Source organism: Fibrivirga algicola (assembly GCF_011742925.1).
In the GTDB taxonomy this organism is placed as follows: Bacteria; Bacteroidota; Bacteroidia; order Cytophagales; family Spirosomataceae; genus Fibrella; species Fibrella algicola.
Genome location: NZ_WAEL01000015.1, coordinates 1 through 23,199 on the forward strand (window position 1 = coordinate 1; position 23,199 = coordinate 23,199).

Annotated in this window: 33 protein-coding genes; 29 read left to right on the forward strand and 4 right to left on the reverse strand. The window is 52.5% G+C overall.

Annotated elements, in window-relative coordinates:
- Positions 1-475: 475 nt before the first annotated feature.
- Complete coding sequence (locus F7231_RS26560) at positions 476-1,036, reverse strand: hypothetical protein (protein WP_166694260.1); 561 nt, start codon at positions 1,034-1,036, stop codon at positions 476-478.
- 118 nt (positions 1,037-1,154) lie between these two features.
- Positions 1,155-1,508 (reverse strand): helix-turn-helix domain-containing protein, encoded by a 354-nt coding sequence (locus F7231_RS26565; protein WP_166694261.1) that lies wholly within the window; start codon positions 1,506-1,508, stop codon positions 1,155-1,157.
- Between the two features lie 141 nt (positions 1,509-1,649).
- Between F7231_RS26565 and F7231_RS26570 the strand changes: the two genes are divergently transcribed.
- The 22 genes from F7231_RS26570 (at position 1,650) to F7231_RS26675 (ending at position 16,916) form a co-directional block, all read left to right on the forward strand.
- Positions 1,650-1,967 carry a hypothetical protein gene (locus F7231_RS26570; RefSeq protein WP_166694262.1) on the forward strand — a complete coding sequence of 106 codons (318 nt, stop codon included), beginning with the start codon at positions 1,650-1,652 and terminating at the stop codon, positions 1,965-1,967.
- A gap of 94 nt (positions 1,968-2,061) precedes the next feature.
- The gene (locus F7231_RS26575; protein ID WP_166694263.1) at positions 2,062-2,232 is read left to right on the forward strand and encodes a hypothetical protein; all 171 of its coding nucleotides are present in this window, start codon (positions 2,062-2,064) and stop codon (positions 2,230-2,232) included.
- Positions 2,229-2,474: a hypothetical protein gene (locus tag F7231_RS26580; RefSeq protein ID WP_166694264.1), complete on the forward strand. Its 246-nt coding sequence runs from the start codon at positions 2,229-2,231 to the stop codon at positions 2,472-2,474. Before F7231_RS26575 ends, F7231_RS26580 begins: the two co-directional genes overlap by 4 nt.
- 7 nt (positions 2,475-2,481) lie before the next feature.
- Entirely contained in the window at positions 2,482-2,751 is a 270-nt protein-coding gene (locus F7231_RS26585) for a hypothetical protein (protein ID WP_166694265.1), read from the forward strand.
- A gap of 111 nt (positions 2,752-2,862) precedes the next feature.
- On the forward strand, positions 2,863-3,207 hold the full coding sequence (locus F7231_RS26590; protein ID WP_166694266.1) for a hypothetical protein: 345 nt from the start codon (positions 2,863-2,865) through the stop codon (positions 3,205-3,207).
- 4 nt (positions 3,208-3,211) lie between these two features.
- Positions 3,212-4,036 (forward strand): hypothetical protein, encoded by an 825-nt coding sequence (locus F7231_RS26595; protein WP_166694267.1) that lies wholly within the window; start codon positions 3,212-3,214, stop codon positions 4,034-4,036.
- Positions 4,037-4,165: 129 nt separating this feature from the next.
- Positions 4,166-4,399, forward strand: coding sequence for a hypothetical protein (locus F7231_RS26600; protein ID WP_166694268.1), 234 nt, complete (start codon positions 4,166-4,168; stop codon positions 4,397-4,399).
- The gene (locus F7231_RS26605; RefSeq protein ID WP_166694269.1) at positions 4,396-4,872 is read left to right on the forward strand and encodes a hypothetical protein; all 477 of its coding nucleotides are present in this window, start codon (positions 4,396-4,398) and stop codon (positions 4,870-4,872) included. The genes F7231_RS26600 and F7231_RS26605 overlap by 4 nt, the downstream gene beginning before the upstream one ends.
- Entirely contained in the window at positions 4,872-6,290 is a 1,419-nt protein-coding gene (locus F7231_RS26610; protein WP_166694270.1) for a DUF3987 domain-containing protein, read from the forward strand. Before F7231_RS26605 ends, F7231_RS26610 begins: the two co-directional genes overlap by 1 nt.
- A 338-nt stretch (positions 6,291-6,628) precedes the next feature.
- Entirely contained in the window at positions 6,629-6,976 is a 348-nt protein-coding gene (locus F7231_RS26615; RefSeq protein ID WP_166694271.1) for a hypothetical protein, read from the forward strand.
- Positions 6,977-7,354, forward strand: coding sequence for a hypothetical protein (locus tag F7231_RS26620; RefSeq protein WP_166694272.1), 378 nt, complete (start codon positions 6,977-6,979; stop codon positions 7,352-7,354). It abuts the gene before it with no gap.
- A gap of 111 nt (positions 7,355-7,465) precedes the next feature.
- Positions 7,466-7,957, forward strand: coding sequence for a hypothetical protein (locus F7231_RS26625; protein ID WP_166694273.1), 492 nt, complete (start codon positions 7,466-7,468; stop codon positions 7,955-7,957).
- Between the two features lie 174 nt (positions 7,958-8,131).
- Positions 8,132-8,602, forward strand: coding sequence for a hypothetical protein (locus F7231_RS26630; RefSeq protein WP_166694274.1), 471 nt, complete (start codon positions 8,132-8,134; stop codon positions 8,600-8,602).
- On the forward strand, positions 8,595-9,863 hold the full coding sequence (locus F7231_RS26635) for a S49 family peptidase (protein ID WP_166694275.1): 1,269 nt from the start codon (positions 8,595-8,597) through the stop codon (positions 9,861-9,863). Before F7231_RS26630 ends, F7231_RS26635 begins: the two co-directional genes overlap by 8 nt.
- A gap of 3 nt (positions 9,864-9,866) precedes the next feature.
- Positions 9,867-10,817, forward strand: a complete 951-nt coding sequence (locus F7231_RS26640) for a hypothetical protein (protein WP_166694276.1) — start codon at positions 9,867-9,869, stop codon at positions 10,815-10,817.
- Between the two features lie 89 nt (positions 10,818-10,906).
- Entirely contained in the window at positions 10,907-11,245 is a 339-nt protein-coding gene (locus tag F7231_RS26645; protein ID WP_166694277.1) for a hypothetical protein, read from the forward strand.
- 2 nt (positions 11,246-11,247) lie between these two features.
- A complete protein-coding gene (locus tag F7231_RS26650; RefSeq protein WP_166694278.1) occupies positions 11,248-11,766 on the forward strand; it encodes a hypothetical protein in 519 nt (172 codons plus the stop codon).
- Between the two features lie 2 nt (positions 11,767-11,768).
- Complete coding sequence (locus F7231_RS26655; protein WP_166694279.1) at positions 11,769-11,993, forward strand: hypothetical protein; 225 nt, start codon at positions 11,769-11,771, stop codon at positions 11,991-11,993.
- A 67-nt stretch (positions 11,994-12,060) separates the two neighbouring features.
- On the forward strand, positions 12,061-12,645 hold the full coding sequence (locus F7231_RS26660; protein ID WP_166694280.1) for a hypothetical protein: 585 nt from the start codon (positions 12,061-12,063) through the stop codon (positions 12,643-12,645).
- Positions 12,632-13,243 (forward strand): hypothetical protein, encoded by a 612-nt coding sequence (locus tag F7231_RS26665; protein ID WP_166694281.1) that lies wholly within the window; start codon positions 12,632-12,634, stop codon positions 13,241-13,243. Before F7231_RS26660 ends, F7231_RS26665 begins: the two co-directional genes overlap by 14 nt.
- Positions 13,240-14,937: a hypothetical protein gene (locus F7231_RS26670; protein WP_166694282.1), complete on the forward strand. Its 1,698-nt coding sequence runs from the start codon at positions 13,240-13,242 to the stop codon at positions 14,935-14,937. The genes F7231_RS26665 and F7231_RS26670 overlap by 4 nt, the downstream gene beginning before the upstream one ends.
- Before the next feature lie 254 nt (positions 14,938-15,191).
- Positions 15,192-16,916, forward strand: a complete 1,725-nt coding sequence (locus F7231_RS26675; RefSeq protein ID WP_166694283.1) for a DUF4209 domain-containing protein — start codon at positions 15,192-15,194, stop codon at positions 16,914-16,916.
- Between the two features lie 236 nt (positions 16,917-17,152).
- Here F7231_RS26675 and F7231_RS26680 read toward each other — a convergent pair whose 3' ends face one another.
- Complete coding sequence (locus F7231_RS26680) at positions 17,153-17,476, reverse strand: hypothetical protein (protein ID WP_166694284.1); 324 nt, start codon at positions 17,474-17,476, stop codon at positions 17,153-17,155.
- Between the two features lie 113 nt (positions 17,477-17,589).
- Complete coding sequence (locus F7231_RS26685; RefSeq protein ID WP_166694285.1) at positions 17,590-17,811, reverse strand: hypothetical protein; 222 nt, start codon at positions 17,809-17,811, stop codon at positions 17,590-17,592.
- A gap of 63 nt (positions 17,812-17,874) precedes the next feature.
- Here F7231_RS26685 and F7231_RS26690 point away from each other — a divergent pair, with 63 nt between their 5' ends.
- The 7 genes from F7231_RS26690 to F7231_RS26720 all read left to right on the forward strand — a co-directional run bounded on the left by F7231_RS26690 (position 17,875) and on the right by F7231_RS26720 (position 23,199).
- On the forward strand, positions 17,875-18,321 hold the full coding sequence (locus tag F7231_RS26690; protein ID WP_166694286.1) for a hypothetical protein: 447 nt from the start codon (positions 17,875-17,877) through the stop codon (positions 18,319-18,321).
- 253 nt (positions 18,322-18,574) lie between these two features.
- The gene (locus F7231_RS26695; protein WP_166694287.1) at positions 18,575-18,850 is read left to right on the forward strand and encodes a hypothetical protein; all 276 of its coding nucleotides are present in this window, start codon (positions 18,575-18,577) and stop codon (positions 18,848-18,850) included.
- Positions 18,851-18,917: 67 nt separating this feature from the next.
- The gene (locus F7231_RS26700; RefSeq protein WP_166694288.1) at positions 18,918-19,280 is read left to right on the forward strand and encodes a helix-turn-helix domain-containing protein; all 363 of its coding nucleotides are present in this window, start codon (positions 18,918-18,920) and stop codon (positions 19,278-19,280) included.
- 85 nt (positions 19,281-19,365) lie between these two features.
- Positions 19,366-20,229 carry a hypothetical protein gene (locus F7231_RS26705; protein ID WP_166694289.1) on the forward strand — a complete coding sequence of 288 codons (864 nt, stop codon included), beginning with the start codon at positions 19,366-19,368 and terminating at the stop codon, positions 20,227-20,229.
- A gap of 323 nt (positions 20,230-20,552) precedes the next feature.
- Positions 20,553-20,939 (forward strand): hypothetical protein, encoded by a 387-nt coding sequence (locus F7231_RS26710; RefSeq protein WP_166694290.1) that lies wholly within the window; start codon positions 20,553-20,555, stop codon positions 20,937-20,939.
- A 5-nt stretch (positions 20,940-20,944) separates the two neighbouring features.
- Entirely contained in the window at positions 20,945-22,303 is a 1,359-nt protein-coding gene (locus F7231_RS26715; RefSeq protein ID WP_166694291.1) for a hypothetical protein, read from the forward strand.
- Positions 22,300-23,199 carry a DUF6712 family protein gene (locus F7231_RS26720; RefSeq protein WP_166694292.1) on the forward strand — a complete coding sequence of 300 codons (900 nt, stop codon included), beginning with the start codon at positions 22,300-22,302 and terminating at the stop codon, positions 23,197-23,199. The genes F7231_RS26715 and F7231_RS26720 overlap by 4 nt, the downstream gene beginning before the upstream one ends.

Genomic DNA, 23,199 nt, shown 5'->3' on the forward strand with positions numbered 1-23,199 from the left:
GTGGAGACGCAGGGATTTGAATCATTACTATATTCTTCCCAAAAAGGCTTTTAAAGCACAGTAGAGGCACATTTTTTCCTTGATCGCTTGCCATTTTCGGGCGTTTCGTATGCATTCCTTACACAGAAATCAATTAACTGATTATCAAACGAATAATATTTTATGTCAAGCGGTGGCAACATCGCTTGTTTTGGTTGGTTGACTTGCGTTTCGGAACTTGCTGTGAGTCTACTCTCAATCAAAACTTGACCATGCCGTCAAAAAGAAGTCCTCGGTTCGAGCTGGATTCCGAGTCCGTACACTGGTCTCTTTTTTCAGCCTCACAACTGGTCATCTTCTGGGCTACTCAGGGGCCTGACTATAGCCATATTCACCTCCCCATTGGCACCCTCGGTTTCAGCTATGTCGCGCATCGCCTTTTAGGGTATGCTACGCTTTATTTGCTTGAAGCCATATTAATGCTTTGCTGCCTTCTTTACATTCCTCTCTCATAGACCGCCTTTTTAGGCAGGCTGATGGGATAGAACTCCTGCGCCAGTCGTTTATTCAGCGCCGCATTGAGAACGCTGATGCTCAGGTCTTCCCTTGCTTTTTCAGCGAAGGTGGCAATCAAGTCGTAGAGCTCGTCATGCGAATCGAAAGGAATAGTCGTATGTATGTGGTGATGGACAGTTATGTGGCGAATGCATCGCCCCAGTGTCTCATTAAGATGGGTCAACTGGGGCTCCGGTAACAGAATCAGATTCTTGTAGTAGAGCCGTTTTAGCGCAAAAGCTTTTGGAAAGTATTCATCGAAGTAGGGTTTGGAGTCAATCAGCCATTGTTCTTCAGATTTGTCGTAGTACTGAAAGAAATTTAAAAAGCTAAAAACATCCTCGTAATACATCCCAAGTTCCTCAAGAACCTCCTTGTAGGCTCCGAGCTTTTGCTCGAAGATTTTCTCCTGAAACAGTTTTTTGTTCTCCCGCCAGTAGACCAGAAGACCACTTACCAAAAAGGACAAACAAGCTACGGTTGTCAGGATTATATCTTTCATGCAGCCCTGAATGCGTGGAGGATAATTATGTAATTATTCATTCAAGGAGTTGGCTGCTGATTAGTAGTCCGACACTATTAATTGACGAGTTGAGTAGAAGTAGAGCTCGTATGAGCACCTAGACCTTCTGTCGTTGCAACTCTGATTGCTGTTGTTGCAATTCAACTTGTTGTTTTTGAAGTAGACGCCGCTGCATATCGATAACTTCTTCAGAAGGCATTAGCACATAGCCCACAGGTGGCTTCTGCATAGTTGACGTGGTGGCCTCTGTACCATCCACGAGCCAGGCTGCGGTAACGTCTAAAACCTCCGCAATTCGAAGGATTTCTGTCAAATCTGGCACAGTCTTACCCTGCTCCCATTTCGAGATGGTTTGCTTTCCGCTTTTCACGAGAATTCTTCTAGCCAGCTCGTCTTGACTCATTCCCACTTCCTCGCGCCGCTGACGTAGGCGTTGTCCGAATTCGCTCATCTTAAAAAATACTACTCAGCAAAAAGAAAATATTCCTACCGCTTGACATGTAGTAATAGAATATTACCTTTGTAATATTTAAACATTACACGGTATATAATGCTGTGTAAATGTAGTCTACTGGCATTATTCAGGCAACTCATGAGCAACGCGAATAAACGAACGGTCTACACCGACCCCCTGACGGTCGAGCACTGGCGCGAACGGCTAACTAAGCTGATACCAAAAAAAATGACGCTGAAGGACCTGGCCGAGCGCATCGCCAGCGAGGACAAGTATTTCGAGGGGATAACGGGCTACTCGCGTCTAACCAATATCGTCAACTCGCGCGGTGGGTTACAGGCGACCAACCGACTGGTCCTACTACTAGAACGGCTAGACCTAAAAGTAGAGTCTGGCCAGGAGGAACCGGCTACCTCGAAGGTATTTAAACGTCAGAAAATCAACCTTTTAGATTGACAAGTACCCAGTACGCTTACCCAGTACATTTTCCAACAAAAAACCCCGGCCTGCCTAGGAACAGAACCGGGGTAATAAACCTCTGCAAAAGAGAATGCAAACGTATAAAAAAAGTACGCTCACCCGGCATGCCCAGGTGAGCGAGTACCAAGCCTGTGCTGCCGCCAAGCTGCGCGCCCGGAAGTTAGGGCTCACCCTAATCCCAGCTCACTACACGGGTCAGATGCAGACGATTCAGGCCATCTTGAACCGGTCACGGTCATGAAGAAGGATAAGCCAGCTCGCAGTGCTTGGGAGAAAGCAACCCATACCCGGAAGGGGTACCGGGTCAAGGATGTAACGTGGAACGTGGCCCTCAACCTATTTCTGGGGATGGTGGCCGATCCGCTTTTTACGACGGCCAGACACCCCTGGGTGGCGGCCTCGTGGCGCAAAGATGGGAAGAGCGCCAATGCAAATCGACCCGACTTGGATCTTGTAGCACCGGGTAAGAAGCCCACTAACTAACCAGACAATGCCACCAGAAGAAACCAACTCCCACTCCTCTCCGGCGCTCAAAGCCTGGGAACTGGGTCAGGACCGGGTCTGTGTCGAGCAGACCACCAACCACCTCTACGGCGCGCTGGAGGCCGTGGCCTTTCACCAGAAGGGGCAGCTCCTTCGCCCCGAGCAGCCAACTGATCCCTATAACCTGACGGGTCTGCTGGCCAACCTGAGAAGCATCATCGACGTGTGGAACCACCAAACGATCCGCAACATCGTGGATGAGGTAAAGGGGCTATGATCGGCATACTAACACTTGGCTTAGGGATGGCTATTGCCATTCCCTTTCTCCTGAAAAAAAGGCGCAATCCGCTCGATGAGCGACTGCCAACGACCAAAGCACTGAAGACCAATGGACGCCCCAAAAACCGCCACCTTCCTTCATGAGCTGGGCCCCTCAGAGGGGTGGTTGTCAACCAACCGGGTCAAGCTTTACCGGCTCGATCCACCCTGCCCGGTCAGAACGCTGGCCGAGCCTATCATCGGAGCTGGTAGTCCGCTGACCCAGTACGTTGCCGTTTCGTCGACGGCTTACAGCAGCCGTTCCGGCAAGCCTGAAACCATCGTGTTTTTGACCAATTCAGCGGGCAAAACCAAGCTATCCGACCTGCTTACCCAGGCCAGCGTGCAGGCGTTCGATGCCTTTGAGCAGGCGCTGGCCATGCTGGGCTATACACTTTCACCAATCAACTCATAGACAGATGACTATCGAGACCAAACAACTGAACACACCAGCCGGGCTGGTGGAATTTCCAACAATTTCGTATTCCATCAACCCAGTGCAGGACGTACTGGTAGCGGGTTTGCCCCTTACCGAAGACCTGCTACTCGATGACGGGTATGGTGGTAAGGAAGCCGACTGGCTGGTGCTGGGCCGGTTGAGCGAGACCTCTTTTCCCCTGAAGCAGATTACTTATAACTGCCTGGAGCAGTCAGGCTGGGATTTTATCCGGTATCCGGATCCACTGGTGGCCCTTGGCACCGCTACCCAGGAGTCAGAACTGCCCGACGATGGGCTGCTTAAAATCATTGCCGATACGGTGCAGCAGGGAGCCAGGGAGCGCCAGCAAGAGTCGAGGGGTGATCTGGGCCTGATGAGTGAGCTGGCTGATCTGATGAAGAAACCGACGCCTCCCCCTGCCGAGCCAGGCAGCTTCAAGTTCGAAGCCCTTAAGCAGACGGTCGACTACCTGCGCCACTCGGGTGCTATGTCGCACCTGGATCCGTCAGTTATTCTGCTGGGCGCTACCATGTCGGCCTACATCAATGATGATTTGGAGGAAGCCGACCTACTGGAAATGGTCGAAACGGACCGGGAACGTACGCTGGCCTACGGGCTGATTGCCTCGGTTTGGGAACTGCACTACGGCGAGAAATCAATCAAACTCGATCACGCCTCCCACGACGTGGCGGCAGAGCTGTTTGCCGCAGGCATTACCAAGCAGCCCGAGTTTACGGCTTTTCTGGAGAAGCTGATTGATACCGAGGAAACTACTGATCAACCCCTACCTCATCCAGCCAATTAAACGCATGATCGAGGTCCTGACCTGGCTCCACGTTATGGCTAAGACAGCCGCCCTGGCTTTAAGCTGGGGCGTGCTGCTTTGGCTGGTACTATCCCTTCTTTTTCACCGCAACCAAAATCAGTCCAATCCATGAACGAGCGCATTGTTGAAACGCCCCTGGGCAACGTACTGCTGTACCGGGACATAACGGCCGGGGAACAGGACCAGGTGATTGTTCGGGGCTGGCACCCGAACGGATCAGTGGTGGCCAGCACAATCATTGACATCAGTAGCCCGGAACGGGCCCAACAACTCATTCAGGAGTACACCCCTGAGCAGGCTACCAAGTTCATCCAGTTTGTGGTAACCCCCTTTAGCAAATGAACACCAACACCGTTCTAAATCCCAAGCGTCAGGCGTTTGCCGATGCCCAGCAGGAGCTGATCCAGCTCACCCAGCTAGGGCCTGTCGGTTCGCCCCTCGATGCTACTGTCGTCGAGGAGGTCGTCAACAAGGCCGTCGAATTGATCGAGAGTCTGGAGGTAGCGGCGGCGTTACCCAAAAACGTCTACGGTCCCCGCTACGAAACCACCAACCAGCAGTACAACCAGCCGGGCGGTGATTTTATCCAGCAGCAGGTCATTGGCCCCCGCTCGGTGCAGCATCACACCACCGAGATCAACGTGCCCACTGAGCGCTTTTACCGGCTCTCGACCAACTTAATAATCTCAACCAGCGGTCAGTTTGCCTTCCGCCCCGAAACCAGGCAACTGCACCTAGCGGTGGGTTTATTTGATCTATCGGAAACCGAGGCGCTGCGGCTCGAGGCTTTTCTTCACAACGACTACAACAGTTAATGCGCCAGTATAACCCTAACCTCGATACTGGCTTTAGAAAGCCAGCCGGCCCTCCACCGGGGGAGCAACCCAATGCCTACGCCTCCCTGGTCACCGATGACGACCTGGAAGCAGAAACCAAGAAACGCCGGGCCGGTCTGGTGTTTCCCCTGGACGTATTTCCTGACCGGCTTAAACCCCTGATTGCCCAGCTGGTGGAGAACATGCACGGTGAGCGGGCCTTTATTGGGCTTTCGTTGCTGCAATGCGCCTCGGCCGCTATCGGCTCCGCCCTGCGGGCCCAGACACCCTCCAGGTGGCAGGTGTGCCTGAGCATGTGGGGAGCCACGGTTGGTATTTCCTCCTCGGGTAAGTCCATGATCCAGGGCGTCCTGCTGCGGCCGTTGCACAAGATCCAGGACGAATACAACCGGTTGTATCTGGACGAGTGCCGGGCTGCGGCCGCCGATAATTCGGATAAATTCCCTAACCAGAAGGTGCTGCTGTTCTCCGATATCACCTTCGAGTCATTGATCAAAGACGTATTCGGCCACAATTTCAAGGGCGTCGTCCGCTACGAAGATGAACTGCTCAAGTGGCTCGATGACATGGACCGCTACAAGACCGGCAAGTCGGAAGCGTCGTTCTGGACGTCGGCCTGGTCCCCTTCTTCCTCGTTTTCAATGCGGCGGGCGGGCAACAAATTCACCTACATTGACAAGAATCACCTGGTGGCCTCGGTGATGGGCTCGACCCAGCCTGACGTGCTGTACCGGTTCTACGAGCAAAACCGGCTTCAGACAGGCTACATCTTCCGGATGCTGTTCGCCTTTGCCGAGACCGACCGGGTGATCTCCCCCAACCTGACCTATAGCCTGCCCGAAGAGGTGATCGAGCCCTACACCACGATGATCCAGCGGCTGCACAACGAGCTGCGTATGGACTGGCCCGACTCCGAACCCCAGGTGGTGACCATGCACGTGGACGGCGTGAAGCTGTTTCAGGAGTGGCAGGACAAACACACCAAGCAGATCAACCGGATGGAGAGTCTGACCGACCGCAACGTGCTGGGCGGCATCTTTGGAAAAATCAAAGAATACGTCCTGCGCATCTCACTCATTCTGGCGGCAATGGACTGGACCTTCACCTATGGCACGCTGGGCAGCGTAAAGGGTTTCGGCATCAAGGTTGACTACGTGGCCGCCTCCCTCCGCGTATGCGAGTACTTCATGGCCAGCGGCTTTGAAGCCTACCAGGTAGCCAAAAACAAAGTCATGGTACCGCCCAATGTGCTTGAATTTGCGGCCTTGCTGAAGGCCTACAATTACAACCAGACGGAGATGGGTAGGCATCTGAACGTGTCCAGGCAGGCGGTCAACCGTAAGCTCCACGACTACATGGACAAATACCCCGGCGCGTTCGGAGCCCGTAATTTCTAAGCGATTGTGGCTGCTGTTGCGATGTTGACACGGCTCAGTGCAATTCTACACCTAAATAACTGATAATCAATGTCAACACGTGTCAACTTCTGTCAACATTTTGCCGTTTTTGAAGTAGTTAACTTCCTGATTATCAATGGCATTATAGCAACACGCGCATGTTGACATAGGTTGACACCGTGTCAACACGTGTCAACGCACCACAGTTGACACCCGCCCTTTGATTATCAGCGAGTTAAGGGTATCAAAAACGGCAAAATGTTGACTCTAGTTGCGCGGTAGGCTAAACTGATAATCAATTGGTTAACATATAAATAGGACTAAACTAACGTGGTTTCTTGTCAACATGTCAACACGCACCACAACACGCTTTGTGGTGCCGATCAATTCATCCCATGCCCAAACCCGATTATACCGCCTGGTACCGCCATGATCCCCACCATGGCCTGGATCATTATTACCTCCAGCGCCCTGACGCGGTGGTGCACGTTTTGACCACTGACTCGCTGATTAATTTACTGCCTCTCGACCACCTTCAGCACGTGGCCAGCAGCCTGGAACCGATCACCCTGGAGCAGTTCGGCGACGTGTTTTACGCGACCGTGCAGTCACTGATGGTTGATCTGGAACACTTACTGGATCCCCGCCCTCCGGTTCCCCCGCCCATTGAGGACCGCCTCAACTAGTTGTTTCACCGATACGCCCCCCGCAACTTTGTAGCCCATTCTACCATGCCCATCAACCGTCGCCGCTACGGACAAGGCCGCCCCAAACGCTGGCTAAAAATCAGCTACTTTATCCGCTTTGTGCGGGGGCGGGGCAAGTGCGAAGAGTGCGGAGCCGAGCACGGCAAACCGCATCCGCGGACAGGCAAGAAGGTCAAATTGCACTGTGCACACCTGGATCACAACCCGGACAATCTTAGCTTTTTCAATCTTAAATCGCTCTGTCACGTCTGCCATCATCACCACGATTCCCGCGACAACTGGCGGCGTCGATGGTACGGAGAAACAGGAAAGTATTATAAGCAAACGATGATGCCCTTTATGAAGAATAGTGGCTAGCCTGATCAGCGGTTGCGCAGACCACGTTGAAGACTCAGTTCTGTCCTAAAAACGTGCGGGTAAGCGTTTTATCTTAGTAGGATACAATTGTACTACTCTCTCCGCTCACGTATGAATCCGGCCCCGTGTCGAACGTTTATCATTGCTGTAACGCCCCTCGTACGCGAGATTGTGTTAGCCTCGACCAAAGGCAAACCCCTCTACGTAAGCCGGGATCACCGTCAACCGTTTAATCAGTACGCTAGCCATCTGTTTGCCCTGCTGGATCGCCAGCACCTGCATTACAAAGAGGTCGAGGATCGAAGTGCCGGCCTGAAGGAATTAACCGCACAACTGCCAGTCGAAATACCCGAATGGCAGGCCCGCTACGGGGTCGGCACCCTGATCACGCCGGGCCGGGAACTGGCTTTCAACCAGTTTGTCATGCAGACTTTCCGCCAGCGGTTGCGGGATGAGATCGAACTGCGCATGGAAACCACCGCCTCAATTCGCAAAGCTGTTGAGCTAACCCTGCTACGCTGGGGAGTCAGTGAAGACCATTATCCGCTGGATACGGCTATGCGCAACTACCGTCGTCACCAGAAACAACAGTTTCCCTCCTGATCGGCTTAGCCGACACGCAGGCCGCTCCGCTAGGGGCGGTCTTTTTTTGTGCCCAGTCCATTGTCATAGACTCAGTTCTGACCTGTTTTCCGGGCGATTAGCACGCCTATTTCGTGGCTGCTATTTACTCCTGTACCCATCAGCCATGTAGTGCCCATCATTCACCCTTAACCGATGAACACCCGCCCGACATCCTGGAATCCTGGTGGTGGGGCTGAGCTGCGCGTGACGCCCATCAGTGGCATCACCGACCTCAGCCCCACCACGGGCGCGGTGGAGCTAAAGCCCGGCTTCCCATGGTTCACCTTTTACTGCACCCCCGGCACGCTGGGCTTTGTCGATCTGCACGGTGACACCGATAACGGCTCATTGCATCAGATCACCATCCAGGGCTTTGCTCCCAATGATGCGCCCACCTATGAGCCAATCCTTCGGCAACTGACGAGTATCCCCCTGCTGGTCAGGTTTCGGGAATATGCCGGAACATGGCGGCAGGTCGGCTCCACGACTATGGGCCTGATCCTGACCTACCAGTATGACTCAGGCCGCGACGTACCTGACGCGCGGGGCTACACCCTCAAGCTGGCCGGTGAGTTCGATCAGCCCTGTTTTCTCCTTTCGCCCACTATCGCCGCCAATGGCTAAGCAAACCCTCACTCTGGCCGATCTGGCCGCCCAGCCCTGGGCCATTGACCCGTCCTTCGGGATGGCGCTGGCCGTGCAGCTGCACCAGCAGCCCCTGTCTCTGGAGGTGCCGGATGATGATCCGGTGGTCTACGAATACCGCTACGGGTATTTCCCCGCTGCCACGCAGGCTGGCTCCATTGCGGTCCTCTCGATTCAGGGAGGCATTTACGACTATTACGCCCAGTACATCTGCAACGTCCTCGACCGGATCTATGCCGATCCGCTGATGGCGGGTTTACTGGTGCTGATCAACTCCCCGGGTGGGCAGTCGACGGCAGGCTGGCGCATCGCCGATAAGCTACAGCAGGCCCCCTGGCCTACCGCTGCCCGGATTGATTACGGCATGGCTGCCTCAGCCGGGTGCATGATTGCGGCGGCCTGTGACGGGTTTTACGCGGGCCGTTCGGCTGACATGGTGGGTTCCATTGGCGTGTACATCACCTGGGCCGACTTTCGGGCCTACCTCAAAAAGTCGGGCTACGTCATCGAGGATATCTACGCCGAGCAGTCAACCCAGAAGAACGCCGAATCCCGCGCCGCTGAGAAAGGGGATTTCGAGCCGCTGCGCGCGCTGGCCACCGCTGAAGCGGGCCGCTTTATCGACTACATGAAAGCCCGCCGGCCGGGCATGTCTGACAAAAAGGGCATCCTGAAAGGAGCCATGCTCTCGGCCACCGATGCTGTCACCGAAGGACTGCTCGACGGCATTGCCACGACCAAAGAAATTATCGCCGCCCTGCGCGGCACCAGTGCTTCACTAACTATTTCCTCAACCCGTACCGATATGTTCGGATTTAAAAAAGTACCTGCCCTGGAAGCCCTTGCGGGCCTAAAGGGTGAGCAGCTCACCGATGGGCTGCTCGAATCGGCCAACGCCGAGCTGGCCACGCTGGGCGTGACCGGCTGCGCCCTGGTCACCCAGGCGCAGTTCGAAGCCATCGCTGGTGCAGCCGATCCAGCCGCGCTGACCACCGCCAACGCTGAAGTGACGCGCCTGACGACGGAGCTGAATACCGTTAAGACGGAGCGCGACAACGCGCAGACAGCGCTGGAAGCCTCCAAGAAAGAGGTAACGCGGCTGGGTAGCCTGAGCGGGGCTGATCCAACCACGCCGCTGAATGCAAACGACAAGCAGGCTGACGAAGGGAATAGCGGAGCCATTAAGCTCAACTACACCGCTGCGTCTGCCGGTATCTCTCACCTAATTGACGAAGAATAAACCATGGCGTTGACTCTCACCAACATCATTGCCGATTTCGGGGCGTATTACCTGAACTCTGGCCAGAACATGAAGCGGTTGTACCAACTGCTTCGCCGTACCACCGAGAGCGAGGAGCTCTTTACGGTTATCGTCCAGGACGATACAGTGTGGCGCGCCGCTAAATCGCTGCAAACACGGCTGGTGCAGGCCTACCAGGCTGCCTTCACGCCGATCGGCAACACCACCTTCAATCCGATCTCGATCGGCATGTTCCACCTCAAGGTGGATACGTCGGTCACACCCCATGATCTGGAAGCCACCTGGCTGGGCTTTTTGACCGGCGAAGGCGTTAAGCCATCGGAGTGGCCCTTCATCCGCTGGTGGGTTGAGATGCACGTAATTCCCCAGATTCAGGAAGATCTGGAGCTGAATGAAATCGTCAACGGCGTGCGCGTCGAGCCAACGGCGGGTACAGCAGGTGCCGCTGGTGCTGGTATGGATGGCTACCTGAAGATTCAGGACGTGCAGACGACGGCGGGCCGCATCACACCAATTACCATGGGCGCTATTCCCTCGGATCCGATCCTATTGGTGAAGTACTTCGAGGATTTTGCCGACCAGATCGATAAGCGGTACTGGAAGCGGGGCATGATCGTGGCCTGTAACGAGACCATTGAACGGCGCTACCTGCGGGCCAAAGAGAAGGTGTACGGCAAAAACACGCGGGGCGACGCCAAGATCGACAACTCGATCGAGAACACCAACCTCTACGTGAAAGGTTACGCCGGCCTGGTGAACTCGAACCGGATCTGGTGTACACCGAAAGAAAACGCGATCATGCTGAAAAAGCGCACCCAGAATGAGCAGCAGTTCGATATGCAGCCCTTCAACCGCGAGGTGAAACTGCTGTCTGATTTCTGGCGTGGGGTGGGCTTCATCCTGCCCGAGCTGGTCTTCCGCTCTGACCTGTAATCAACGTCTCACCCTGCAAAAGGGGTACGTTGATCATCCCATCGATGGCGTGAGCCGCGTACCCCCACCGCACAACCTAAATCCTGATCATGTCTGATCAAGTGAACGAACCAACACTCGAGCAGCTGAAGCAACAGCTGGCCGAGGCCCAGGAGCTGCTGAATCAGCAGGCCGAAACCATTAAGGCGCAGGAGGCCGTGCAGGCTGCCCTGGAAGCCTCCCCTGGCATTATCCAGACCGTGAAGATCGGCAAGGATACCTACCAGATCACCGTCCCTAAATTTCAGTACAAGCGGGATGGCGATGGCGAAGAGTCACGCGTGTACACGGCCGAGGATCTGAAGAAAGATGCCGAGCTGCAAAAGGAGTTGCTGGCCAAGAAAGTGGGCTTCCTGCTGCCTATCGTCCCACCTGCTAACGCGAAGTAACCATGCCAGGAACCTACAAATCCATCAAAGATCCGGGCAACGCCAGCCGCATGGGCGGTCTGCAGCAGCGGATCCTGCTGTGTCCCTTCAGCGATTTCACCACGCTTCAGGAGCCGGTTGATTACAAGGTAAACACCGCCCACGTATGCGCGGCGGGCAAGGGCTTTTTTGAGGTCTACTCGACCAAGGATCTGGCCTCGCTCCTGCTGGAGGCCATGGGTGGTCCTGACCGGCAGTCGCTGAAAGGCAAAGCTGAGATTTACCTGCCCGGGGAGTCCGACGACGCGGTGATGCTGTTTAACCTGGCCAAGAATGACCGCTTCATCGTGCTGGCTCCCCTGCCTGGCTCGACGGAGATGATCCAGTGCGGCGACAAGGAGTTTCAGGTCAACATCCGGGCCACCTACGACACGGGTAAAAACTCAGGGGACGGCCGGGGCATGAAGTTCGAGCTGGAGTGGTTCGCCGCTAACCTGGTGAAGTACACGGCGGCTACTGTCCCCATGAAGCCGACTACGTAATCATGGCAGAAAACAAGAAAACGGAGCTGGCTGCTGAAGCAGCAGCCACTCCCCCGGTAGCTCAGGCACCGACCTCCCGTTTCAAGCTCGTCGGGCTGAGGAATCAGAAAGAGTTTTTTGTGCCCGTTACGGGACGTACCTACAAACTCGACGAGATCACGGAAGATCAACTGGAACAACTCCATGTGCTGAAGTGGCCGCATGTGCAGCTTGTCCAGGCCGAGTAGTGCCTTACCTACCCTCAGACCGAATAAAGGGGAGCCGCCGTTTCGGAGGGCTCCCCTTTCTTTTTTTATGCGTGCAGATCTCACCACGAATGTGCAAGCCTGGCTCGATCAGGCTGACCCCTCCTACCCGGCCGGCCTCGAGCTGCTGGCCGCTGCTGGTTTTGATCAGACGTCGCTGACCTGGCAGTTGCTCCAGCGCGGTGCTGATTCGTTTACCCGCCCCAAACTGCGTGACTGCCTGACGGCCGTGCTGTCGGCAGGTACACCCGTATTGGCACCCGCTCCGCTGCCCCCCGTGGTAAGCGGGCATATCCCCGCTCCGGATCAGGCCTTAAAGGCGCGCCTACTGAATGAACGCACCGAACTGAAGGCGCGGCTCAGGGCCATCCTCGAGCAGCCCGATCGGGCCGCTGAACGACTCACGAGTGCGCTCCGGATTAAGGTGATCACCCAGGAGCTGGACCGGCTCTATGACCCCGAGGCATTCGTTGAGCCGGCCAAAGAGACCAAGCCCCTGACGCTGGCCAACCTGCGCACCTACGTGAGTCTGTACAAGAAGAAAGTCCGGCAGCAGCCTGGCAATGCTACCTACGCCCAGAAGCTCACCCATTACCAAACCCTGCTGACGAAGCTAACCCATGAGACGATTTGACGAGGTTTTTGACGCATTAATCAAATGGTACAAGGAGGGCGGTACCGAAAAGCTGCCGCCTGAGCTGGCCGATATCAAGCTCAAGTGGATGCAGATCCGCGACTACATCCTGACCCATAAGCCCAAGCACGACGGGGAGGTGGTCTCCCATTTCTGCGTCGACTGGCAGCTGTCGGATGCGACGGTCTATCACCACGTCCGGATGGCCAAAACCTTCTACGCCCACTGTGATTCGGCGGTGCTGGAGTTTGATAAGATCGTGCTCATCGCCCAGATCAAGGAATTGAGGCAGCTCTCGCTGGCGGCGGGTAAGTTCGCCGTGGCGGCCAACTGTGACAAGAACCTTATCGCGCTGGGCGGCTTTGATCAGCCCAAACAGGCCGAGAGTGGCGGGGCGACGGTCATCGAGATGCACCTGGACTTCAACCCATCCCTGGTGACGGGTGGAGCCAAACGCGATCCGAAGCTGCTCGACCAGGTGAAGCGTCATCTGGGTGAGGCCAAAGCCCGGCGTGAACTGCTGATCGAGGATATCGAACACGAAGACCTACCCGAACGCGGGACCGCTGACCAGCCTACCTTACCCGACCAGCCATGACCGTCGTTCGTAGCACACTACCAAGTGCCGCTGAAGCCCGCGATATCCGGCAGGGGCACATGAACAGCGCCCAGCTGATGGCCCGCCTCATCAACCCTCAGAACTTTACGGGTGTGATCGGGCGGGGTGGCGGCAAGTCTGACGGCATCCTAGCCCCGCACCTCCACGACTGCGTCAAGCAGATGCCCCGTGGTTCGTTCGTGCTGTTGGGCGTTTCCTACATCCAGATCCTGACCCGGACGCTGCCGGCGATCCTCAACGGATTGCACCGGCTGGGCTACGAGCGCGATCGCAACTACTGGGTAGGCCGGTATCCGGAGAAGTCGCTGGGCCTGAAGCTGCCCTACTTCTCACCGCTTGATCCCAAATACAGTATGTTCATCCGGGATGGTGATGAGCTGTCGGTGGTGCCCCTGGTCGGTCAGGATCGGCCCGGTAGTGCCAACGGCCTGTCGGTCGATGCGGTGCTGGGCGATGAGGTCAAATTCATCAACAAGCGCAAGCTCGACGAGGAGGTGCGGCCCATCAAACGGGGCAACCGGCAACGCTACGGCCATTGTCATTTATTGCACGGCGAATGGTTCACCACAGATATGCCCACCGGCAAGGAGGCGAAGTGGATTTTCGAGGCCGAAGCGCAATCGAATCTGCCCCATAACCGGCAGGCCGTCGAGCTGATCCTGGGGCTGGAGCAGGCCATCTACGACGATCGGCAACGGCTCAGGAAAGGGCCTAACGCGGCGGCCAGTGCCCGGATCATCGAACACCAGGCGCTGCTGGGGGAACTGCGCCGGGAGCTGACTTACTACCACGAGGCCTCCAGCTTTGTCAACATCGACGTGCTGGGCATGCAGTATTTCCGGGAACAGAAGCGCGATTTACCGCCCGCCCGGTTCAACGCCCAGATCCTGAGCAAGCGCGATCAGGGGGCCGAGGGTGGGTTCTACCCCTCGTTTGACCGGGATCTGCACTGCTACGATGCGATCGATTACGGGTACGTGGATAATCAGGAGTTCGGTGCGCTCTTCAATGACTGCCGCAAGGACGTCGACGATGATCCGAGTGCCGATCTGACCATCGCCGGCGACTACGGGGCCAGCTTCAACTGCTTGTGGGTGGGGCAACGTCTGAGCCGCTTCAGTGCCCGCAACAAGACCGGCCGCGATGAGGTGCGGTATCTAAATCATTTCTACCTGCCCCATCCCCAGGAGACGGTTGACGTGGTGCAAAAGTTTTGTGACTACTACAAATACCGGCTCCGCAAGCGGGTCGAGTACGTGTTTGATCTGACGGCCGTGGGCACGTCTGGATTGAATAAGAACACGTACGCCAGCGTGGTGATCGATACGCTCCGCAAGAATGGCTGGACGGTCATCGAACGGTATATCGGGAAAGTACCCGCCCACAACGAGCGCTACCTGGCGTGGGGCAAGGCGCTCAGGGAGCAGACCCCGGGCGTACCCCTGCAACGCTTCAATAGAGAGAATACCATGGTCGGCACCTCTGCCATGCTGGGAGCCGGGACCAAACAGGGCCGCAATGGCTTTGAGAAAGATAAGACCGATGAACGCAACCAGGCTATCGATCAGCACCTGACCACCCACCTGACCGATGCAGCCGATACGCTGTTCTGGTGGCTGACCGTGCTGGTGGGTGGCACGGGCGATATCAGCGGTGTATTAACGAGTGCTTAACCGAGTAAATCAACTACATGAAAACCTCCCTAACCCCTCCTGTTCGAAAACTGCGACACAAGCGGCGCGAAAGCGTGGGATTATGTTACCAGAATGATACAATATCGAATTTCAAGACAACGTGATACAGTACATTCCTCTATATTGGCATTTCACTTGTACACTTGCTGAGTTTATACCACGGGCATGACACTTTACACCATTTATATATGACTTTAGCAGAGATTATAAATCACTTCGACGAATCAAACGACATGAAGTTTGACGAAAATGATATTAGCCAAGAAATCACGAAATTAGCTATTGAGGAATCGACAGATTTTTCGTTTGAGTTTAGAGCTGAAATGATTGCATTTGAGCTTGTTGAAAGTAATAATAAGTCTAACCATTGGAAAACCCACTTCGGACCGAATTATAGACATCAAAACGATGATGGTACAGTGGTAGAATCTCCATCATTTTCCAGCATTGACTGTAATATGGTGAAATATTGGAATATGAGAGGAGAAATCTCAAAAAACCCTATCCTTAAATCTCGATATTTGGGTTTAGTTTACGACTTTGAGAAGAAGGTGTGTGAAACGAAAACTAACCATTTAACCGCAATTAAATATATCGAATCTCTGTTAAATATTTCTAAAAAAGATATTTATAAATACGAGAGTAAAAATTTCAAAAAACTACAAAGGGCTCTTTCTGTATCATCTTTAATAAATAATAAAATACTCGTTCAAGAATGCAAAAACGAAATAATTCGTTTTCAAGATTATTTGAACAATTTACAAAAAACAAATTTTTGGAAGTACAAATTCGATCTATTAATAGATAATAAAATTATCAAATTGACAAATAATGAGACGAATGAAATAATATCTGAACTTGAAAGTAAGCTCACTCAATTTGAATCAAGTGATAATGTCATTGAAAAAATAGACCCTTGGGAGACAGAAGCCGTAGCAATAAGACTTGCATCTTTTTACAAAAAAAGAAGTGACAATGAAAATATGACTAGAGTTATAAAGAAAGCTGGAGAAGCATTTGAGAAAGCTATACTTACAAGTTCACCGTTGATGGAAGCAGGCTTTTTAGAACATTTATATAAACTATACTCAACTTATAATTTATCAGATCAAACAGAGCTATTGTTAATAAGAATAAGAGAGCAAGGCCCAAATGTAATTCAAAATATGAAAAAAATTTCAAGCAATTTTGAAATACCAAAAGAAACGATTGATGATTATATTAAAGATATGACATTTGGCACAACTGACGAAATATTAAACCGTTTAGCAGTTCATTATATCCCAAGCAAAGAGAATGCGAAAGAAATTATCCAAAATTCAGAATACAAAAATTCAATATCCGCACTAATAACAAGGGGATTGTATGATGATAAAGGTAGAACAATAGCGGTTATTGGTCCATTAACTGAAGATATAGAGGGGCATATTTTCCTACGTCTTACTAATAATCTTAGCGTCACATCCCTTCTTTTAAGATGGGTAATTACTGCTTGCATTGCAGATAAAAAAATCTCATCAAATGCAATTATAGATTTCATAAGTCGCTCTGACTTGTTCCCACCGAACAGACTCCATGTTATAAAATTGGGGTTAGATGCTTTTTTTAAGAACGATTTTTTATCATTCATACATTTAATAATACCTCAAATTGAAGAAGCAATTAGACATCTTATTGAGATGTCGGGTGGCAATACTTTTAAGAAAGCTCGTTCGGGCAATCACTATCATGTCAAAACTTTCGACGACGTTTTGAGAGATCCTACTGTAGAAAAAGCATTAGGTAATGCCTTGTCAAGCTATTTTAGGTTAGTTTTCACTGATTCCAGAGGACTAAACTTAAGAAATGATGTCTGTCATGGTATTCTCAGCCCTGAAAAATTTAATTCAACTAATGCAGACATAATTATCCATACACTACTTTGCTTAGGTTTATTGAGGTTTCACGAAACAGAATAGCTAATACGTCAATGCTCAAGTGTGAAAATATAAATTACAATAATCTGCAATAGAAAGTGAAGCATTAAATTCCACGTTTAAATTATATACTCGCTTGCACTTTGGTCAGGTATATCTGTTGGCATCTGTTCCACGGCTCCCCTGTTTCATATCGGGCGCTGTTGTATACACCAGAAAACTGTCCTATAATTTTTAGTAGCCCGATAATTTGTGGCTTTTTTGCTTCATCATACTTGTCAGGTATATAGTTGACTCAAGACGGCGTTGATATCATCCGTAAAAATGCCATACTCCTTGAAGATCGAATTTCTAATTTTTTCAGGCCCTATCATCCAGAGGACACCGTGCGTATGTATAACCCGTTTTAAATCCTCCGTTAAAATACCAAAAGCTTTTGCAAGTTGAACAAATTCATTGTCATTAGGTAATTGATTTTCCTCCTCTATTTCTACCATTAGGCGATGTCGGCCTATTTTATCAATAATATCTCTTGCCTTTTCATGAGTTACCAAGCCTTTTCGATATCGGCAAGCCATTATTATGTCCCCAGTTGAAATCATTCAGTTGGCCAATTTAAGTGTATAAGCGAGATATCAATCAGAAGCCGTCAAAGGTGTAGAGCATAACCCACGCGACCAGCCCTTCTCGATTCGAAGAGAGACTTTTTTTATGCCTATTTAGCGTGTTCATACCCGGCCGCTACTAGGATGCTGGCCAGGCGTATCGTCATCACCCAAAACGTACCGTTACAGCCCATCACGATCGCCAGTTTAGCGTACTCGTGGCTGGTTTCCATGTAGTTCTTGGCGCGGGCCAAGGTGCTCCATTCGGTACGGGTGCTGCGGGTGGCGGTGATCTGATGGGCGGTCATTGTTGTGGCTATTTGGTAGAACAAACGTACATATTGTTTAATTGCTAAACAATATGTACTTTTAGCCAACACTAAACATCTGTTACAATGTACACAGCTAAGGAAGTTGAAGAACTGATTAGGCAAGCAGACTCATTGGAGGAGCTTGAAGCGGCACGCAAGCACAAAATCGACCTGATGCGGCAAACACAAGCACCTGGGTGGATGCCGGATGAGGTTGTACAGCTATCGGACGTTATGGTTGAAAAACATTACGCTCTGATTGATAGAGAGGTTAGGATTCGCCACTATAAAGAAGACAACCAATACAACACTCTTATTTTAGATGGTATTGAGTTCGCCCTGAGCGACTGGGTAACGCCCATGCAATACGCTAAACTATTCAACATCGCCAATGTGGCTACAATCACTAACTGGATAGCTCGTGGCATTATCCCGACCGAGAATATTAAAGAGGTTAGTCAACTGGGCATTAAATTAATCAGGGCGGTACGCCATGACCCTCGCCCCTATAAACGGAGCGAACAGGCTTAGGGCTGTTAGCCTATGCATTTCTATTGAATTCAAGACACCCGACGGCAAGACCACCGGGTGTTTTTGTTGCCTATTGCCCCAGTCAGTACCAAACAGATATTTTAGAAATTATTACTGACAGTGAACTTTATTACTAACAGTAACAGTTCCATCAGCACATTTGAGCGTTCTCTAACATCTATTTAATCTTAATTTAACCTTAATTTCTGTATCGCAATGACTGAAACCCAGATCACTTACCCAATTCAAACCGATGGACAACCATTCGGAAATCGAAGCCAGTATCATGGCTTTATCTCAAACAGCACAGTTGCTGAACGTTTCACTCATTCAATCGGATGGGGCTGCCGCAGTTAACATTAACACGGCACTGGCACAAATAGAAGTAGTCTTACAGAGGCTTCAGCGGATGAAAGACAACGGGCAAACTATAGATCCCCCAACGAAAACTGACGTAAATAAAGCCCTTGACGTAGTTGGCTGGATAATTAAAACCGCAGATATAGTTACGCGAATACTGGACACTTAAGCCAGTCGTTCAAAAACACCCTGCCCTCGGGCATCAGCTTCGCTGAAGCACGCTTACCGACCCTACAATGGGACATGATCAACTAAAAAACCAAGAGGAGCTCAATTCTATTAGAATTGGCGAAACCCTCACAGTCGCCCGGAAAGCCAGGAAACTGACCCAGACCGAACTGGCCAGACGGGCTGGACTGCAACCGTCCTACATCTCGCAGATCGAGAGCAATGACAGGGTACCCACCTTGCAGACACTGGAATCGATCTGCCAAGTGCTGGACATACCATCAGGAGTCATCCTGTTGAAGGCTAAGATTCAGGAGAATATTAGCGAAGAAGATCAGGAGATGTTTAGTACCCTGATCAAGGCCCTAGATGCGCTGTACTTCAAGCCGCAACAGAAGGCCAAGCCTGCGTTGGAATCCGCAGAGTATTAGCGGCAAAAATCTCAATAAATACAGCAAAGCCCCTCTTATCTAGCTGAGGGGCTTTGCTGTATATTACCATATCCTACTTTATCACATGAGATCAATCTACTTACTTCTAATTGCCATCACCTTATCAATACCCACCACGGCTCAGCCCTCAGAACGTCCACCTGTTGATTCAGTTAAACTCCGTTTAACCCAGCTTGAAAAGGTGTATCAACGCCGGACAGATTCTTTGCAACGTGAGCTATTATACTACAAGGCCAAAGAGGATCACTTCGCCAATGCAGTATCGGATCAGGCTAATTTCTTTCTAGCTGTATTTGGAGGCACGTTGACGCTTCTGGGTATACTTGCTGTGTTCATTAACCTAGGATATTTTAGGTCGCAGTTTGACGCAATCAGAGCAGACTATACTAAGCGCGTGTCTGATAACATCAAGCAACTGGAAGACCTTAACGCTCAGAACCTTGAACGATTAGAACAGGTGCAAGAACAGGCAGCGGAAATCGAGGAGCTTGCCCGATACCATAGCAGCAATATTCAGGGGCATTTAACTTTGTTTCTTGAAATCTTATCTGGCGAAGCAAGGGCCGAGGACAAGTTATATAGTTCAATCTCCTCAGGCATCCTATCACTTATGTCCATAATTGCTACTCATGGCATCAGCCCGAACAGAACTACATTGGTAGAAACCAAGAAACGAGCAATCCTATCTTTAAAAAACCTAATTAAAGCAATAGACCTTGTACAGAGAATTAATGCCAATCCTGAGAATTCTAACCAAGAATGGTCGTTCGCCCACTTCTTCACGTTAGTTAACGACGAAAGTGTTAAGGCATCGGTTAAAAGTCTTTCCGATCCTGAAATAGACGATTTATTATATGAATTTCTAATAAAAGCAAAGGCGCATATCGCTCAGTATAAGACGTTGACGGATTTCTTAACCGGCGACTAACCCCTTAAGAATACAATCTATCAAATAAAAACGCCCGACGGTCATGCCGTCGGGCGTTTTTATTTGATACAGCACAAGCATTACTGTTCCACGCACCGACCTGTTCCACGCCGACCCTATCATATATCACCGGAAAATGCCACTACAATTGTAATGGCTCGCTAGTGCGTGGCGGGGTCATATCCGTGATTTGACCTTTGGCGTGGTTACTTTTTTGGCCTAACCACTTGAAAACGTGACAATAAGCCAAAAAACACGGTAGAAAAGTGTGTAGACTCAGTTCTGACCTGTTTCCCGGGCGGTTCAGCGGGCAATTTTGACCCATGAAATCGCTACTGACCTGGCAGGAAGCCCTCACGATTATGCGCCGACTCGACGGAAACGGACTTCCTGTTCCTTTCTCGATGACGGCCATCACGGCCAACCAGTCTAGGCAGACCGGCGGTGACATTATTCGATTTGAGCGGGCCGTACTGTGCCGACGCGGAGACAAAGACAACGATGCCATAGATGGCTCCCTAGCTCCGGCCCGATTTGTGCCACATGGCCCGCTCATATCGATTGGCATTGAGAAGCGGCTGATCGATATAGGTTTGATTCATAGGCCGAAACCCAACTGGATGTACCGCATCCGCAGTCTGGAGAGTAACCAGATCCGCCAGGTACACCTCCACCTGATCCTTTTCATTAACGAGCACCCCGTGCGCTGACTGATATGGCCGAGCAACCCATTCACCTGGTCGACGCTGGCGCCAGCCAGGTCGCCTACTTACCGTCGGCGGCCGCCGTTGTCTCGGGTCTGCCCCAGATCGGGTCAGTCGCTCCCGGAAAAGCACCCTCTCAGGTACTCCCAAAAGACACCACCCAGGGAACGGGCGACCTGATTCCATGGGGCGAAAGCAACGATCTGCCCCAGAAGATCATCGCCCAGGCCAGTAAATCGACCATTATCCCCCGCGCCCTGACCGATACGGCAGCGTTGTGGATGGGCGGTGGATTGATTGCTGCCGCCGACGAGGAAAGCACTAAAATGGTGCCTGATCGGGAGATCAGGCAGTTTATGCGCTCCATCGCCATGCAACGCTACCTCTCGGAGGCCTGCCTGGACATGGCCTGGTGGTGGAACGGCTTCCCCGAGTTCATTCTTTCCCGCGACCGGAGCCGGATCGTGCAGCTCCACAACAACGAAACGGCCGACTGCCGCTGGGCTAAACCCGGCAAGAACGGCGAGCTGAATACGGTGCTCATCAACGCCGACTGGGCCAATGGTGCCCGGGCCGACAGTGCCGAAACCATCCGCATTCCGGCGGTCAACCCCTACCGGTATGACCTGGTGGACTGGATCCGCAGTCAATCGAACGTCTACAAGTACGTTTATCCGATCTCGTTTCCCTCACCAGGTAAGGCGCACTATCAGCTGGCCGCCTGGGATTCAGCCCGTTCGTCGGGTTGGCTCGATGTGCTGGAGGCCATTCCCCTCTTTAAGAAGTACGGCCTTCAGAACCAGATGACGCTTCGCTACCATATCGAAGTGCCGAGTGAATACTGGGAGAAAGTCTACGGAGACAAGTGGCGTAACGCCACCGACGAGGGGAAAAAGATCATCCGGGATGAGTTTCTTAAGGGCCTGATGGACAGTCTGACCGACGTCAAGAACGCCCATAAAGCGGTGCTGACCGAAAGCTGGATTGGCTACGGCACCGACACCACCCCGCGCGGCATCATCATCAATGTACTGGATGACAAGGTGAAGGATGGTAAATACAACCTCGACATGGCCGAGGGTACCTCCCACCTGCTGTATGCGTCCGGCGTGGATCCAACCCTGTTTGGCTTCAGCTCGGCTGGGGTGAACTCCACCAACGGCGGCTCAAACAAGAGGGAGGCCTTCTACATCTTCCTGGCTAAAGCCAAGCCCTATCGAAATCGGATCCTGGAGCCGCTGCGCGTGGTAGCCGAATACAACGGCTGGTATGACCGCTATCCCGATCTGACCTTCTCGTTCAACGACGAGTACCTGACCAACCTCGACACCGGCGCTTCAACTAAAGAGGTCGTCACCCCGACTGCATGAGCCAGCTGATCCAAACCATTGACGAGCTGAAAACCGCCGTCAACATTAACCGGGATACCGACATCACGGGCCTGATGCCCCACCTGTTAAGCGCCGAGGCTACACTGGCCCGGCAGCTGGGGGGCTTCGGGGTGATCGATGCGCTGCTGGCCCTGACGGATCCGACGCCGGCCCAGACCCGGGCTCTGGCCTACATGCGCCGGGCGGTCGGTAATATGGCCCTGTTCAAAGCCCTGCCCACCCAGAACGTGCAGATCACCGATGCCGGAGTTATGCGCCGCACCGGTGGCCAGCAGGGGGACGCCTTCCAGTGGCAGTACGACGAGGCCCGCAGCAGCCTGCATACCGATGGCTGGGACGCGGTGGAGGATCTGCTTCAGGTGCTGGAGACGTCGCCCGAGGACTTTCCGGCCTGGCTCGAGACGCGCCCGGCTCCCGGGCTGGTTCCCTCGGCGGCGGTGTTCAATCAGTTTTATTTCATTGATTCCCGCCGGCTGACCTATCAGGCCCTGCTGCCCTCGATGCGCAAGGCCGAGACGATGCAGATCCGCAGGTTCCTGACGGCCCAAGCGATTCAGGTCGATGAGCTGACTGGCGTGCAGCTGGAGCTAGTGCAGTCAGCGCTGGTCTCGGCTACGCTGGCCATTGCCCTGCGCGAGCGGCAGATCGACATCACCGAAGCCGGCGTGCAACTGCTGGGCACCTCGGAGGCCTCCACGGCGGCGACCTATCGCAAACCCCTCGAGGATAGCCAGCGCATCGAATCCCTGATTGGCTACTACCAGCAGCAGACCCGGGCCACGCTCAGCGATCTGACCAGCGCCCTGACTCCGCCTCCGAACGTAGCCGAAACCCGGTCCACCGGCATCGGTGGCGATCGAATTGTTGCCTTCTAA

Bases quoted from the DNA above. Each gene is read 5' to 3' on its own strand.
- F7231_RS26560 (WP_166694260.1), bottom strand. From the start codon at position 1,036: ATGAAAGATATAATCCTGACAACCGTAGCTTGTTTGTCCTTTTTGGTA.
- F7231_RS26565 (WP_166694261.1), bottom strand. From the start codon at position 1,508: ATGAGCGAATTCGGACAACGCCTACGTCAGCGGCGCGAGGAAGTGGGA.
- F7231_RS26570 (WP_166694262.1), top strand. From the start codon at position 1,650: ATGAGCAACGCGAATAAACGAACGGTCTACACCGACCCCCTGACGGTC.
- F7231_RS26575 (WP_166694263.1), top strand. From the start codon at position 2,062: ATGCAAACGTATAAAAAAAGTACGCTCACCCGGCATGCCCAGGTGAGC.
- F7231_RS26580 (WP_166694264.1), top strand. From the start codon at position 2,229: ATGAAGAAGGATAAGCCAGCTCGCAGTGCTTGGGAGAAAGCAACCCAT.
- F7231_RS26585 (WP_166694265.1), top strand. From the start codon at position 2,482: ATGCCACCAGAAGAAACCAACTCCCACTCCTCTCCGGCGCTCAAAGCC.
- F7231_RS26590 (WP_166694266.1), top strand. From the start codon at position 2,863: ATGGACGCCCCAAAAACCGCCACCTTCCTTCATGAGCTGGGCCCCTCA.
- F7231_RS26595 (WP_166694267.1), top strand. From the start codon at position 3,212: ATGACTATCGAGACCAAACAACTGAACACACCAGCCGGGCTGGTGGAA.
- F7231_RS26600 (WP_166694268.1), top strand. From the start codon at position 4,166: ATGAACGAGCGCATTGTTGAAACGCCCCTGGGCAACGTACTGCTGTAC.
- F7231_RS26605 (WP_166694269.1), top strand. From the start codon at position 4,396: ATGAACACCAACACCGTTCTAAATCCCAAGCGTCAGGCGTTTGCCGAT.
- F7231_RS26610 (WP_166694270.1), top strand. From the start codon at position 4,872: ATGCGCCAGTATAACCCTAACCTCGATACTGGCTTTAGAAAGCCAGCC.
- F7231_RS26625 (WP_166694273.1), top strand. From the start codon at position 7,466: ATGAATCCGGCCCCGTGTCGAACGTTTATCATTGCTGTAACGCCCCTC.
- F7231_RS26630 (WP_166694274.1), top strand. From the start codon at position 8,132: ATGAACACCCGCCCGACATCCTGGAATCCTGGTGGTGGGGCTGAGCTG.
- F7231_RS26635 (WP_166694275.1), top strand. From the start codon at position 8,595: ATGGCTAAGCAAACCCTCACTCTGGCCGATCTGGCCGCCCAGCCCTGG.
- F7231_RS26640 (WP_166694276.1), top strand. From the start codon at position 9,867: ATGGCGTTGACTCTCACCAACATCATTGCCGATTTCGGGGCGTATTAC.
- F7231_RS26645 (WP_166694277.1), top strand. From the start codon at position 10,907: ATGTCTGATCAAGTGAACGAACCAACACTCGAGCAGCTGAAGCAACAG.
- F7231_RS26650 (WP_166694278.1), top strand. From the start codon at position 11,248: ATGCCAGGAACCTACAAATCCATCAAAGATCCGGGCAACGCCAGCCGC.
- F7231_RS26655 (WP_166694279.1), top strand. From the start codon at position 11,769: ATGGCAGAAAACAAGAAAACGGAGCTGGCTGCTGAAGCAGCAGCCACT.
- F7231_RS26660 (WP_166694280.1), top strand. From the start codon at position 12,061: ATGCGTGCAGATCTCACCACGAATGTGCAAGCCTGGCTCGATCAGGCT.
- F7231_RS26665 (WP_166694281.1), top strand. From the start codon at position 12,632: ATGAGACGATTTGACGAGGTTTTTGACGCATTAATCAAATGGTACAAG.
- F7231_RS26670 (WP_166694282.1), top strand. From the start codon at position 13,240: ATGACCGTCGTTCGTAGCACACTACCAAGTGCCGCTGAAGCCCGCGAT.
- F7231_RS26675 (WP_166694283.1), top strand. From the start codon at position 15,192: ATGAAGTTTGACGAAAATGATATTAGCCAAGAAATCACGAAATTAGCT.
- F7231_RS26680 (WP_166694284.1), bottom strand. From the start codon at position 17,476: ATGATTTCAACTGGGGACATAATAATGGCTTGCCGATATCGAAAAGGC.
- F7231_RS26690 (WP_166694286.1), top strand. From the start codon at position 17,875: ATGTACACAGCTAAGGAAGTTGAAGAACTGATTAGGCAAGCAGACTCA.
- F7231_RS26695 (WP_166694287.1), top strand. From the start codon at position 18,575: ATGGACAACCATTCGGAAATCGAAGCCAGTATCATGGCTTTATCTCAA.
- F7231_RS26700 (WP_166694288.1), top strand. From the start codon at position 18,918: ATGGGACATGATCAACTAAAAAACCAAGAGGAGCTCAATTCTATTAGA.
- F7231_RS26705 (WP_166694289.1), top strand. From the start codon at position 19,366: ATGAGATCAATCTACTTACTTCTAATTGCCATCACCTTATCAATACCC.
- F7231_RS26710 (WP_166694290.1), top strand. From the start codon at position 20,553: ATGAAATCGCTACTGACCTGGCAGGAAGCCCTCACGATTATGCGCCGA.
- F7231_RS26715 (WP_166694291.1), top strand. From the start codon at position 20,945: ATGGCCGAGCAACCCATTCACCTGGTCGACGCTGGCGCCAGCCAGGTC.
- F7231_RS26720 (WP_166694292.1), top strand. From the start codon at position 22,300: ATGAGCCAGCTGATCCAAACCATTGACGAGCTGAAAACCGCCGTCAAC.